This is a genomic window from Caulobacter sp. GW821-FHT10C03 (assembly GCF_059415485.1).
The window spans coordinates 315505-328091 of the sequence record NZ_JBWKNI010000006.1; the positions used below are offsets into that span (position 1 = coordinate 315505).

At 68.9% G+C, this 12587-nt stretch carries 15 protein-coding genes; 9 read left to right on the forward strand and 6 right to left on the reverse strand.

Annotation, left to right across the window (positions count from 1 at the left end):
• Positions 1-43: 43 nt before the first annotated feature.
• Entirely contained in the window at positions 44-1144 is a 1101-nt protein-coding gene (gene ychF / locus AC07NG_RS10735) for a redox-regulated ATPase YchF (protein ID WP_487290445.1), read from the reverse strand.
• 196 nt (positions 1145-1340) lie between these two features.
• On the opposite strand from ychF, the gene AC07NG_RS10740 reads away from it, so the two are divergent.
• Positions 1341-2522, forward strand: coding sequence for a glycosyl hydrolase family 28-related protein (locus AC07NG_RS10740; RefSeq protein WP_494593906.1), 1182 nt, complete (start codon positions 1341-1343; stop codon positions 2520-2522).
• Between the two features lie 72 nt (positions 2523-2594).
• On the opposite strand, the gene AC07NG_RS10745 is transcribed toward AC07NG_RS10740, so the two are convergent.
• The 4 genes from AC07NG_RS10745 to AC07NG_RS10760 all read right to left on the reverse strand — a co-directional run bounded on the left by AC07NG_RS10745 (position 2595) and on the right by AC07NG_RS10760 (position 5278).
• A complete protein-coding gene (locus tag AC07NG_RS10745; protein WP_494593908.1) occupies positions 2595-3296 on the reverse strand; it encodes a DUF4304 domain-containing protein in 702 nt (233 codons plus the stop codon).
• A 4-nt stretch (positions 3297-3300) separates the two neighbouring features.
• Complete coding sequence (locus AC07NG_RS10750; RefSeq protein WP_492853888.1) at positions 3301-3771, reverse strand: NUDIX domain-containing protein; 471 nt, start codon at positions 3769-3771, stop codon at positions 3301-3303.
• Positions 3772-4263: 492 nt separating this feature from the next.
• Positions 4264-4836 (reverse strand): hypothetical protein, encoded by a 573-nt coding sequence (locus AC07NG_RS10755; protein WP_494593910.1) that lies wholly within the window; start codon positions 4834-4836, stop codon positions 4264-4266.
• 34 nt (positions 4837-4870) lie between these two features.
• Positions 4871-5278, reverse strand: coding sequence for a GreA/GreB family elongation factor (locus AC07NG_RS10760; protein ID WP_494593912.1), 408 nt, complete (start codon positions 5276-5278; stop codon positions 4871-4873).
• A gap of 353 nt (positions 5279-5631) precedes the next feature.
• Between AC07NG_RS10760 and AC07NG_RS10765 the strand changes: the two genes are divergently transcribed.
• Positions 5632-5871, forward strand: a complete 240-nt coding sequence (locus AC07NG_RS10765; RefSeq protein WP_494593914.1) for a hypothetical protein — start codon at positions 5632-5634, stop codon at positions 5869-5871.
• A 164-nt stretch (positions 5872-6035) separates the two neighbouring features.
• Here AC07NG_RS10765 and AC07NG_RS10770 read toward each other — a convergent pair whose 3' ends face one another.
• On the reverse strand, positions 6036-7313 hold the full coding sequence (locus tag AC07NG_RS10770) for a phospholipase D family protein (protein ID WP_494593916.1): 1278 nt from the start codon (positions 7311-7313) through the stop codon (positions 6036-6038).
• 130 nt (positions 7314-7443) lie between these two features.
• Here AC07NG_RS10770 and AC07NG_RS10775 point away from each other — a divergent pair, with 130 nt between their 5' ends.
• The 7 genes from AC07NG_RS10775 (at position 7444) to AC07NG_RS10805 (ending at position 12507) form a co-directional block, all read left to right on the forward strand.
• Positions 7444-8220 (forward strand): SDR family oxidoreductase, encoded by a 777-nt coding sequence (locus AC07NG_RS10775; protein WP_494593918.1) that lies wholly within the window; start codon positions 7444-7446, stop codon positions 8218-8220.
• An 11-nt stretch (positions 8221-8231) separates the two neighbouring features.
• Complete coding sequence (gene folB, locus AC07NG_RS10780; RefSeq protein ID WP_487290455.1) at positions 8232-8660, forward strand: dihydroneopterin aldolase; 429 nt, start codon at positions 8232-8234, stop codon at positions 8658-8660.
• Positions 8657-9211 (forward strand): hypothetical protein, encoded by a 555-nt coding sequence (locus AC07NG_RS10785; protein WP_494593920.1) that lies wholly within the window; start codon positions 8657-8659, stop codon positions 9209-9211. Before folB ends, AC07NG_RS10785 begins: the two co-directional genes overlap by 4 nt.
• Positions 9212-9508: 297 nt before the next feature.
• On the forward strand, positions 9509-9877 hold the full coding sequence (locus AC07NG_RS10790) for a DUF4870 family protein (RefSeq protein WP_492853882.1): 369 nt from the start codon (positions 9509-9511) through the stop codon (positions 9875-9877).
• A gap of 4 nt (positions 9878-9881) precedes the next feature.
• The gene (locus tag AC07NG_RS10795; RefSeq protein WP_494593923.1) at positions 9882-10298 is read left to right on the forward strand and encodes a DUF4870 family protein; all 417 of its coding nucleotides are present in this window, start codon (positions 9882-9884) and stop codon (positions 10296-10298) included.
• 424 nt (positions 10299-10722) lie between these two features.
• Positions 10723-11529 carry a tetratricopeptide repeat protein gene (locus tag AC07NG_RS10800; RefSeq protein ID WP_494593925.1) on the forward strand — a complete coding sequence of 269 codons (807 nt, stop codon included), beginning with the start codon at positions 10723-10725 and terminating at the stop codon, positions 11527-11529.
• A 321-nt stretch (positions 11530-11850) separates the two neighbouring features.
• Positions 11851-12507 carry an SAM-dependent methyltransferase gene (locus AC07NG_RS10805; protein ID WP_494593927.1) on the forward strand — a complete coding sequence of 219 codons (657 nt, stop codon included), beginning with the start codon at positions 11851-11853 and terminating at the stop codon, positions 12505-12507.
• The last annotated feature ends 80 nt before the right edge of the window (positions 12508-12587 follow it).

Below are 12587 nucleotides of genomic sequence, written 5' to 3' on the forward strand. Positions count from 1 at the left end.
GCGGGCAAGCTCGGCCAGGTGGAGCTTTATTTCAAGTCTGCGATCAGACGTTGAAGCGGAAGTGCATCACGTCGCCGTCCTTGACGACGTAGTCCTTGCCCTCGGCCCGCATCTTGCCGGCTTCCTTGGCGCCGTTTTCGCCGCCCAGCTTGACGAAGTCGTCGAAGGCGATGGTCTCGGCGCGGATGTAGCCCTTCTCGAAGTCGGTGTGGATGACGCCGGCCGCCTGCGGGCCGGTGTCGCCGACATGGATGGTCCAGGCGCGGGCTTCTTTGGGGCCGACCGTGAAATAGGTCTGCAGGTCCAGCAGCTTGTAGGCTTCGCGGATCAGGCGGTTGAGGCCCGGCTCTTCGAGGCCCAGGGTCTCCAGGAACTCGGCGCGCTCCTCGGCGTCGAGCAGGGCGATCTCGCTCTCGATCTGGGCCGAGATGACCACGCTCTTGGCGTTGTCCTTGGCGGCGCGTTCGGTCACCAGGTCGCTGTACTTGTTGCCCTTGTCGGCGCTGCCTTCATCGACGTTGCAGACATAGAGGGCCGGCAGCGAGGTCAGCAGCTGCAGCATGTGCCAGGCCTTCTCGTCGTCGGCGTCGATCTTGGCGGCGCGGGCCGGACGGCCTTCGCGCAGCAGGGCGAGAGCGACATTGGCCAGGCGCAGGGTGTTGGCGCTTTCCTTGTCGGCGCCGACCTTGGCGCGCTTCTCCAGGGCGGGAACGCGCTTTTCCAGGCTCTCCAGGTCGGCCAGCATCAGCTCCATCTCGATGATCTCGAGATCGCTGAGCGGGTCGATGCGGCCTTCCACGTGGACGATGTCGCCGTCCTCGAAGCAGCGGGCCACGAAGGCCACGGCGTCGCAGTCGCGGATGTTGGCCAGGAACTGGTTGCCCAGGCCCTCGCCCTTCGACGCGCCGCGCACCAGGCCGGCGATGTCGACGAAGGTGATCCGGGCCGGGATGATCTCCTTGGAGCCGGCGATCTTGGCCAGGGCGTCCAGGCGAGGTTCCGGCACGGCGACTTCGCCGGTGTTGGGCTCGATGGTGCAGAACGGATAGTTGGCGGCCTGGGCCGACGCCGTCTGGGTCAGGGCGTTGAACAGGGTGGACTTGCCGACGTTGGGCAGGCCGACGATGGCGACTTTCAGGGCCATGGAACTCTCGTGAATTTCGTTGGCCGGGCGCTTAGCACGGATCGCGCGGGAAGTCGCGGGGCGCGGGCCCGGGGCGGCCGCCTGATGCGACGCGACCGCTCCTGTCGCAGCCGCGATGCAATCTGAAGACGCCGACGCGACGGCCCGATCGGGCGGCGGCGGATTTTTCAAGATCCTTTATTTCAAGGCATTTCCAATGATCATCAACGTCAAGAACGCGCCCTACAACGCCGTCGGCGACGGCGTGACCGACGACACGGCCGCCATCCAGGCCGCCATCGACGCGTCGGGCGTCAATCAGGTCTACCTGCCCTCGGGCACCTACCGCACCACGGCCGCCCTGGTGATCGAAAAGCACGGCGTCACGCTGTGTGGCGACTCCCAGTGCGGCTATCCGTTCGTCTCGACCTCGCAGAGCGGGATCTACGGCTCGGTCATCTCGCCCGACCCGGACGTCGTGGTCGGCCTGCGCATCGGCGGGCCGAGCATCAGCCCCAGCTTCGTGACCCTGCGCGACCTGGCCGTCATCCGCGCCAAGACCACCTCGGCGCCGATCCGCACCGACAGCATCGGCATCCTGTGGCAGAGCTTCAACTACGGTCGCGAGCAGCGCGTGCTGTCCAGCCGCCACGCCTTCGGCCGGGTGATCACCGGCACGAGCCCCTCGGCGATCTCGATCGGCTATGAGGCGACCAACATCTCCACCTCGGTCTGCCCGCTCGCCTACATGCGGATCGAGGAGGCGGCCGGGATCAAGGTCGCCCAGAGCGACTTCGGCCTCAACGGCGGCGAGGAGGGCGTGATCCCCAACGTGCTCGTCCAGATCGGCGGCTCGGCCAACGACGTCAGCTTCGTCGACGTCAACGCCTTCCCGACCGCGACCGGGGCCGGCGACACCGCCACGGTTCTCGGCTTCTTCAACCTGGACAGCGCGACGGGGATCTACACCTTCGTCAACTGGAACTCCGAGAACGTGAAGTCGGCGATCATCGACAGCGGCACGTCCGAGATCGTCGCCCTGTCGATCATCGGCGGCCGCTGGACGGGCGCGAGCACGGGCGACTTCTTCACCCAGGGCGCGGCTACCCGCTACAAGGCCCTGTCGATGAGCGGGATCAATGTCGGTGGCTTCACCGGCTTCACGCTCCACAACCCGACCTGGAGCAAGATCACCGGCGGCTTCTTCGGCGTCCCGGTGTCGCTGGTGGCGGGCACGGACGCCGACATGGCCTTCGTCGGCAATGTCGTGGCCGACGCCGCCTACCTGACGGGCGACTGGCGCTCGCTCGCGGTGACGGGCAACTGCCTGCTGAACGGGGGCGGCAAGAACGTCACCGGCGACGTCGCCATCAGCACCAACACTCCGTTCAACTTCTGACGGGGGAAGAAGGAGGGCGGCCGTCGGCCGTCCTCCACGTCTTCGTTTTCGGCGAGCCCGCGAAACGCTCGCTCAGGTTTCCTGGCAGGCTTCCTGGCAGGCTTCCAGGATCGCCCGCAGTTCGGGAACCAGGGCGCTGCCGGCCATGCCGTCGCCGATGTCGTCCAGGGCGAACCGGGCGAAGCCGTGGGCGGCGGTCCGATCGCCGGCCGCCAGGCGCATGTGGGCCAGGGCGCGGGCCATCCGGACGGGGGTCTGGCGGAAGACCTGGAAGTGCCGCGCCCCGTCCCTGAAGTCCTGCGGCGTCGCCGTCCGCAGGGGCGAGAACGGGCCGGCCATGATCTGCAGGAACGGCCGGCCGAAGGCGCGATAGGTCTCGGCGGCGGCGCCCATGGCCGCGTCCATCGCTTCCCGCGTGGGCTGGTAGCGCCATCGGCCGTCGTTCTCGGCCGGCCCCAGGTCGCGGCTGAATTCGCAGTGGGCGGCCGTCAGCTTTCCGCGCGCGATGGGCGTCGCCTGCTCGGAGGGGACGGCGACGGGCTGGAGGCCCAGGCTCAGCGCGACCTCGCCGCCATAGCGCGTGCCGCTCACCGCGACGACCAGCGTCAGGTCCCTGTAGAGACGGCGGAAGACGCGCCCCGAACCGGAGAAGCCGTCCTCGGCCAGCACCGGCGCCAGCAGGGCGTGGATCGACGGCTCCAGCTTCGGCGGCGGATCGTCGGACGGCGCGGGCTCGACCTGCCTGGAAAAGGTCCTGGGGGACGGCTCGCTCATCGCCTCACCACATCGGATCCACTTCCGCCCCATGCAGCGCCTCGGCGATGCGCTGGCGGGTGGCGGCGGTGACGTCGTCGGGCAGGGCGTCGGGATGGTGCCAGGCGACCTCGTGGATCTCGCCCTGGGCCGAGGCCTCGCAGGGCTCCCAGGCGTGGACGCGATAGACCAGCACGTGGTCGCCCGGATGGCGCGGCTCGTTGCTGTGCACCGACAGCAGGGTCGGCCGGCCCAGCACCCGCACGCCGGCTTCTTCCTGAAGCTCGCGGGCCAGGGCGGTCTCGGTCGTCTCGCGCTTCTCCACCCCGCCACCGGGCAGGTACCAGCCGGGCACGTAGGTGTGCTGGATCATCAGCACCCGGCCCTCGGCGTCGGTCACCAGACCGCGCACGCCCAGGGTCAGGCCCCGGTTCCAGCGGAACCAGGCGAAGACGAAGGGGCGGGTGAACGGTTCGACCTTGCGGCGCCAGAGCATGGTCGCGAGCCTAGATCGCTTTCCGCAAGAACGGCAGGGGGCAAAGCGGCAAGGAGGCGGGACGCCTTCGTCCGCCGCATGTCGGCCCTTGCTCCACAGAACGCCGACCGCTAAAGCCGCTGACAGAGGAAACCAGAGAACAACAAGCGGAGACACGCCCATGCTCGCGATCCTGATCATCGCCATCTTCCTGGGCGTCATCGTCGGCCTGAACGCCTTCGAATTCGGCCGCATCGACTAAGGTCCGCCACCCGATCCCCTCTCTCTTAGAGAGAGGGAGGGGCCCGCCGCGAAGCGGTGGGAGGGTGAGAGGTTTCACCCTCGGCCGGGAATTCTCGACTCTTTCCGCTCCACCCCTTCCGTTATCCCTGCCGAACGACGCGGACCGTAGAGCTGCCGCCGGGGCGAAATCGGCTGGCTTTGTTACCTCTCACCCTCCCACGCCTTGCGGCGTGGGCCCCTCCCTCTCTCAAAGAGAGAGGGCGTTTCTCCTCAACCCTCCCCCAGCCGGGACATCAGCCGCCGGCCGCCGGCGCGCATCAGCCAGCGGGTCTCGGCGTTGGCCGGGATGCGGGGATCGTCCCACAGCGCCAGCTGCAGCCAGGCCTCGACGCGCAGGCGGCGGGTGAGGCCGCGCGCCGTCTCGAAGGCGTCGCCCAGTTCGCGCACCGTGCGGGCCTCGACCGCCTGGGCCACGGCCTCGCCGTCGGAGAGCAACGGATCAGCATGCGCCAGCACCCAGTCGCGCACGTCCTCGCGGGCCTCGGTCGGCGGGGCCAGGTCGCGGGCGAAGAACAGCGGCCAGTGCGCCAGCGGGCGGCGGCCGGCCTCCAGGTCCTGCGCCGCCAGCTCCAGGGCGCGGCTGAGCAGCTGGTCGCGGGCCAGGGGCGAGCTGGCCAGCTCCTCGGCGTGCAGCGACAGGCGCACGACCGCCTCGCGGGCGGGCTTGCGGGTCCAGGCGTCCTCGACCACGTCGGCCGCGGCGATCAGGGCCGCCGCCGCGGCGGTGGACAGGCCCTGGCCGGGGCTGGGGCACGGTCCGGGGTCATCGACGTCGGCGGCCATGACGTCGGGAGGCCTGACATCGGGAGGAAGCGCGTCACGCGTCATTGCGCACCGCCAGGATCTCGATGGTCCGCGCGCGGCCGTCGGCCTGGGTCCACGAAAGCCGCTGGCCGGGCGAAAGGCCCAGCAGCGCCGCCCCGATCGGGGCGGTGACCGACACGCGGCCCTCGTCATGGGCGGCGTGGGGCAGGGCCAGCACCACCGTGCGCACCCGGCCCCGGTCGAGGTCGCGATAGGTCGCCCGCGAGCCCAGCCGCACGCGGTCGGCGGCCGGCGCGCCCTCGACCAGGGCGGCGCGTTCCAGCTCGGCGGCCAGCAGGGCGTGGCCCGGGGCGGCGTGCGGGCCGCCGGCCACCAGCAGGGCCAGGCGGTCGTAGTCCTCGCCGCAGACGGCGATCGGCGGGCGGTCTTCAGGCTCGCGGGCGGGGATGGACGCAGGCATGTGGGCGCTCCTTTGCGGACGCGCGGCCGCGGCCCGTCGGGCGGCCATGCGTCATCGCATGGCGCGGCCCAGGATCAGGTCGCGGCGCAGTAATCGGATGAAAGGCGCAAGATCGCGAAGCCTCGAACGTTGATGCTCGAAGTCTTGCGCAACGAAGATGTCGCGTTGATTTTCGTCCCGAGCCCGACGTCTAGGCGTCGATGGGGGCTCGGGACTAGGCTCCTGCGATGAGGTGGCCCGCCCGATGCTGGTCGCGATTGAACAATTCGATCCGATACATGGCGAGAAGCATCATAGGCCCGGCAGCGCTGCTGTCAAATCGATCAACAGGCGCCGGCTTTTCGAGCGCTATTTTGGCGAGGGGAGGCGCCGAAGGGCGTTGCGGCGCGCCGCTCTACGACTACGCCGACCGCCTGGCCATCGACCAGGGCGGCCAGCTGCCGGCGACGATCCTGCTGCCCGACATGGCGGCGGTGGACCACACGAAGATCGCGGCCACGACGTTCCCCGTCTTCATGTTCCTGGGCCGCCACGACATCACCACCCCCGTCCTCGGTTGTCGAGCCCTGGCTCGCCCGCCTGAAGGCCCCTAGGAAGGAACTGGTCTGGTTCGAGAACTCTGCCCACCTGCCCCGCACTAGGAGCCGGGCAGGTTCCTGGTCGCCCTGGTAGACAGGGTGCGGGCCGCTGGCTGTGGAGAAGGGGCCGTCAGCGTCCTGACCAAGGCCCCGATCGAAGCGGCGGCGGAACGCTGATGCTAGAGGGCGGTCGGCTCTCGGTACCTTTGGCGAGCTACGATCAGTTCCTCATCCGTGAAGAGGTCGCGCCATTCCGGCTTTTGAATCAGAGCTTCGACACTCAGGTGAGATAAGCCTTTATCGTATAGACGGGCCAGTCCCTCGCTGCCCGGGCCGGGGCGTAGTAGGCGCTTCGCCGTGGCCAACCCTCCATGCTCGTTGATGAGCCCAAGAAAGTAATTGGCGGTATATCCGTGACGGTGCGCGGTTTCGTAGATGTTGCGCATGGCGCGTTCAAAAGCCGCCATGCGTGCGGGGGGCGACTGCTTTTCACGGGGCTCGGGCTGGGTTTCGGCTGTCCTCAGGCGTTTCATGGCCAGTGGAAATGGGATGACGCCATCCTTGGCGTTCGCCAGGATCGTCGGCAAATGGCGAACTAGACGTTCTTTTTCGTCATCGTCGAGCTTTAAGCCGAAGAAGCCTGGAAGTCGTATCGCGGGTTGTTTTCGAACATACCGTAGAGCGTTCTGCATTCCGGTAATGGCGGTGCTTCGCCAATAGCCGTTGAAGGTCGCCGGTTTGTGGATAGCATCAAATTCGACGATCCAATCGCCTGCTTGCAGCAAATCGGTCCAACCTTCGTAAGCGTCGAAACCGTGCATTTTCGGAGTCGTTGCTATGGTGCGAGCTATTTCTTGCCGGGCTGTCGAGGTGACATCATCGGCGAATACGACCAGCTTGAGCTTTTTCCAGCCGGCGTGTTCGGGTGCTGCGAAGTAAGCGTTTAGAAGGCTCTTCATCGCGCTTCCGGGAGGCGTTTGAGCTCGACGTGTTTTCCAAAGTTCTTTCGCTCTCAGAATGTCGGATTCGCCGATTGGGCTTCCCGCTTGCCAGTGCATGTCGATCCATTCCTTGCTTTCGGTGAGGATCTGCGGGTCTGAGATCAGTAGGTTGGCTTCCCTCCAACCGCTGAGAGGGGAAGCTTCGACAGCCAAGCCATTGCTGGATGCGTTCGACGAGCCGATCACGACGGCTTTCGGCGTCCAGTAGACCTTGCCATGAAGTTGTGGGTGCGTGCGCACCTTCGCGCCTAGCGCCTGTAGGGCGGCAATCTCATTGGGATTACATGCGCCGGACTCGAGATTGCAGAGAATTTCCAGATTGAGGCCCTGGCGGTTTAGCCCCAGCTGTTCGATCGCGCCCTTGCCCCAGAAAGCAACCGCCAAGCGAGCCTTTGGGGCATCGGCTATGATCGTGCGAATGGCTTCCAACGCCTGCATCTCGTCCAGAAACCGCATTCCGTTTCCCCTGGCTGTCGTGCTCGGCTTCGTCCCCTTTTGATCCAAAGGGGCGAGTTCATGTACGATAGTCGTACACGTTGGCGTTCCCGGCTATGAGCATGGGCCGCTCGCCAGACCCGGACCCAGCATGCCCGCCACCACCTCCACCCCATCCCCTCGCGGCGTCGCCCTGGTCACCGGCGCGGGCCGGCGGATCGGGCGGGTGTTGGCGCTGGAGGCGGCGCGGGCGGGGTATGACGTGGCGGTGCACTACCGCTCGGCGCGGGGCGAGGCCGACGAGGTCGTGGCCGAGATCGCCGCCCTGGGCCGCCGGGCCGTCGCCGTGCAGGGCGAGCTTGCCGATCCCGACATCGGCGCGGCCCTGGTCGGGGCGGCCGCCGCGGCGGTCGGACCGCTGACCCTGCTGGTCAATTCCGCCTCGACCTTCGAGGACGACCGCATCGGCGCCGTCACCGCCGACAGCTGGGACCGCCACATGGACGCCAACCTGCGCGCGCCGGTGCTGCTGGCCCAGGCCTTCGCCGCCGCCCTGCCGGCGGAAACCAAGGGCCTGGTGGTCAACCTGGTCGACCAGCGGGTGCTGAAGCCCAACCCGCAGTTCTTCAGCTACACCGTCTCCAAGGCCGGTCTCTGGTGGGCGACCCAGACCCTGGCCCAGGCCCTGGCGCCGGCCGTCCGCGTCAATGCGATAGGGCCTGGACCGGTGCTGGCCTCGGTGCATCAGGCCCCCGGCGAGTTCGAGGCCGAGGCCGCCGCCACCCCCCTCGGCGCGGCCGTCGATCCGGCCGAACTGGCCGCCGCCATGCGCTATCTCATTGACGCGCCGTCGGTCACGGGCCAGATGATCGCGGTCGACGGCGGCCAGCACCTGGCCTGGCGCACGCCCGACGTCCTCGGTTCCTGAAAGCCTCCGCCGTGTCCGCCTCCCCCCGCTCCGAAACGCCGTTCGCGGCCCCTGTCGCCTCCGGCGCTCCCGCCCCGATCGTCAAGGTCATCGTGACCAAGGTCTTCGTGCGCGGCCTCAAGGTCGAGGCCGAGATCGGCGTCTACGACCACGAGCACGGCCGCGTGCAGCCGCTGGTCATCGACGTCGAGCTCGATGTCGCCGCCGTGCACTGCGAGCAGCTGGGCGACACGGTGAACTACGAGACCATCCGCAACGCCGCCCAGGACATCGCCGCCGCCGGCCATATCGACCTGGTCGAGACCTTCGCCGAGCGCCTGGCCCAGGCCTGCTTCGACGACCATCGCGTCACCCGCGCCCGGGTGCGGGTGGAAAAGCCCCTGGCCCTGGCCCCGCACGCCGCCGCCGCCGGCGTCGAGATCACCGCCGTCCGGGGGTGAGCGACCTGCTCCACAAGGCGCGCCTCGCCCCGTTCCAGCCCGAGACGGCCTGGAGCCTGGAGGGCGGGACGCTGGTGGAACGGCGCGGCGGCCGCGAACGCCGCTTCGACCTGCAGGACCTCACCCGCTACCGCCTGGCCATGCCGCGCGGCGGCGGCCGCCAGCGCGCCCTGATCCTCAGCTTCGGCCGCCGCAAGCTGGCGATCGCCTCGCAGAGCTGGCGCGGTCCCGGCCGCTTCGACGACCGGCTGGAGAGCTTCTCGCTGCTGGCCCGCGCGCTGGCCGCCGTCGGCGCCGACCTTGCGCCCCGCGCCCGCTTCGAGACCGCCGGCTTCAAGCTGGCCGACGCCGTGACCCTGGTGGCCGGCCTGCTGGCGATCGGCACGCTCACCCTGCTGCTGCTGGCCGTGTCGTCCTCGATGCGCGGCATGGCCATCGACGTCGCCGCCCGCATGGCCTTCCTGCTCCTGCTGCTGTTCGCCGCCGTCCCGTGGCTGCCGCGCGGCGAGACGCTGGACCCGCACGACCTGCCGACGCGGTGGCTGCCTTAAGATCCTCCCCCTCTGGGGGAGGTGGCGCGAAGCGCCGGAGGGGGACGTTTTCAGCTTTCGACGCGCCGACCTTCCTCCTCCCGTAAAATCCCCGCGAAAGCGGGGACCCAGGTGTTTTATCGTCGAGCGCTTCACGTTTCAGAAAAAGCCTGGGTCCCCGCTTTCGCGGGGATTTTACGGCGTTGGGAGGCTGGGAAGCGAGAAGCTGTCTTCCGCCACCTCTCCGAACCTTCATTTGCATCGCCGCGCGTTTTTGGCGAGCATCCGGAAAACATCGCTTTTCAATGAAGGACGCCCGTGACCGATCCCGTGCAAGACCCCGCCGTCCCGCCCGCCTTGCAGGACGACAAGACCATGGCGATCGTCGTCTACGCCTGCTACCTGGCCGGCTGGGTGACGGGCTTCTCGCCGATCGTCGGCCTGGTGCTGGCCTATGTCTCCAAGGGCTCGGCGCCGGAATGGCTGCAGAGCCACTACGTCTTCTCCATCCGCACCTTCTGGCTGTCGCTGCTGTTCGCGGTGATCGGCGTCCTGACCCTGATCATCGGCGTCGGCGCCCTGATCCTGGTGGCCGTCGGCATCTGGGTGACGGTGCGCGCCGCCGTCGGCCTGTCGTGGCTGCTGAAGGGCCAGGCCTATCCCACGCCGCGCAACTGGATGCTGTGAGCCGATGAGCGACTTCATCCAGGCCGACCTCGATCCGTCGGCGGAACGTCACTCGGAGGACAAGATCCTGCCGGGGGTGGTCTACGGCCTCTACCTGCTGGGCTTCACCAACGGCCTGACCTTCTTCATCGGCCTGATCGTCGCCTATGTGCAGCGCGGCTCGGCCGGGCCGATCAACGAGAGCCACTACACCTTCGCGATCCGCACCTTCTGGCTGTCGATCGCCTGGTTCCTGATCGGCGCGATGCTGGTGCTGTTCGGCATTCCGCTGGTGCTGGTGCTGATCGGCGTGCCGATGCTGATCGCGGGGGTGGCGATCCTGTCGGCGATCAGCCTGTGGTTCGTGATCCGCTGCATCGCCGGCATCGCCTATCTGGTGAGGGGCGAGGCCTATCCGCGTCCGCGCGCGTGGCTGATTTAGAGGCAGACTGCGCCGTGGGCGCCTGCACCGGCGTCGTACAGGTTATCGGTGTTCCCCTGACAGGCGAGCAGGCTCGACGCGACCCCCTCGCTCCTATGACTTTCCGCCCCTGGCGGACGGACGTCGTGGAGGGGGCGACATGCTGGCTCGCATCGTAGGGATCATCTTGGGGCTGATCCTGACGACGTCGGGATACGTGATTTCGGGTCTGGGCGCGCTGGGGACGTGGGCCGCGGACTGGGATCTCGGCCCGTTCGAGCCGCACCGGCCGTTCGCCGGTTGGGCGGCGATGACGATAGGGGGGATCCTTCTCGTCGCCGCCCTAACTCCTCGAAAGGGGATGCCGCGAAGAGGTGCGAGCCGCACCGAGTCGCGGACCAAGAGGAGCGCCCGTGGGGACGGGCGCTCCTCGGCCGGTCCGGCCGTGCTGGATCTGGGGGAGGCCGTCGCGACGCCGGCGCTGGCCGTCGAGCCCGCGCCGGCCGCGACCCCGGTCGTGCAAGTCGAACCCGCCGTTCAGTCCGAGCCTGTCCTGCCAGAGCCGGTCCAGCCCGAGCCCGTCGCGGCCGTCGCGCCGCCCCCTGTCGCGCCTGCGCCCGTCGTCCAGCCGGCGCCGGTCGCCCTGCCGCCGGCCGAGGCGGATTTCGAGACCCTGCGCGCCGAACTGCTGACGCTCACCGCCGCCGAATCCTGGAACCCGGCCGCCCGCGTGCTGGCCCGGATGGTCCGCGCCGCCCGCACCGACCGCGAGCGCGCCGTCGCCCACCGCGACCTCGGCGACTTCGCCGCCGGCCAGGGCCGCCACGACGACGCCGCCGAGGCCTATGAAGAAGCCGTCTCCTACGCCCGCTCGGTCCGCAAGGCCTCGCCGGGCGATCCGTCGGCGGACGAACTTCTGGCCGGCGCCCTGGCCGGGATCGGCGACGTCGCCGAGGCCGAAGGCCGCCTGAACGAGGCCCTGTCGGCCTTCGAGGAGGCCCTGACCCTGCGTCGCTCGCCCGGCGGCCGCGAAGCCGTCGACCCCGGCGCTCAACGGGCGCTGTCGGTGGCGCTGGAGCGCCTGGCGGACCTGCGCGAGGACCGCGGCCACCGCATGCGCGCGCTCGACCTCTATCGCGAGAGCTACGACGTCACCGCCCGCCTCGCCGCCGCCGACCCGGCCCGCTTCGGCCTCGACCTCGCCGCCACGCGTGCGAGGCTGGCCGAGATCGAAGCCAAGGTGGCGGGCTGAGAGTTTCCCTCTCTCTTTGAGAGAGGGAGGGGCCCGCGCCGATAGGCGTGGGAGGGTGAGAGGTAACAAATTCTCCGAATGAGGCGCGGCAGGGCCGGCCGCAGACTCAGATGTTCCGATATCTCTGACGCCACGTCTTCGAGCCTGGTCGCTCGACGCAACCGAACACGCCGGGATCGGCCTGCAAGCGGTGAAACCCTCACCCTCCCACCGCTTCGCGGCGGGCCCCTCCCTCTCTCAAAGAGAGAGGGAATATCATTGCGGTTCCACACGCGTGGCGACGTCTAACCCTGGTCTGGTAAACTCCCGGGGGAAAACGCGATGGTCTACATGCGCTGGCGACGGTTCGTCGAAATGGCCTCGCTGGACCGTCCGTGGCTGGGCGACCTGATGGAGAAGCGCAAAGGCGAGGCGTTCCGCGCCGCCCCGGTCGAGCGCTGGGACCAGGAATATCGCGACGGCGTCTACGACCGCCTGCACCGCTCCGACCAGCGTCATCATCACCGCCTGCTGGCCGCCATGATCGCCGACCGCTGGCCAAAGGCGCGGGTGCTCGAGATCGGGGCCGGCGAGGGGGTGTTCTTCGAGGCCCTGCGCGCCCACGGCCCGGCCCGCTATGTCGGGGTCGACTTCTCCGCCCCCGCCGTGGCCAAGGGCGTCGAACGTCTGGCGGGGGAGATCGCCGCCGGCCAGGTCGAGCTGCTGCTCGGCGACGGGCGCACGTTCAGCACCGACGAGACCTTCGACGTCGTCGTGTTCTCCGAGTGCATCGAGCACCTGGGCGAGGTCGAGCCGCTGATCGCCCACTACCGATCGATGCTGGCCCCCGGCGGCGCGGTGGGCCTGACCATGTGGCTGTCGCTAAAGCCCCTGCGCCTGTGGCGGCGGCTGAAGGCCCTGGGCGCGGTGCTCGACGAGGCGGTGGTCAACACGCCGTGGGGCGGCGGCTGGCTGGTGGCGACGGTGGAGCCCCGCTGAAGCGGGCCCCCCTCCGGCCCTCCGGGCCACCTCCCCCAGAGGGGGAGGATCTAGCAAGACAGATGCTCCCCCTCTGGGGG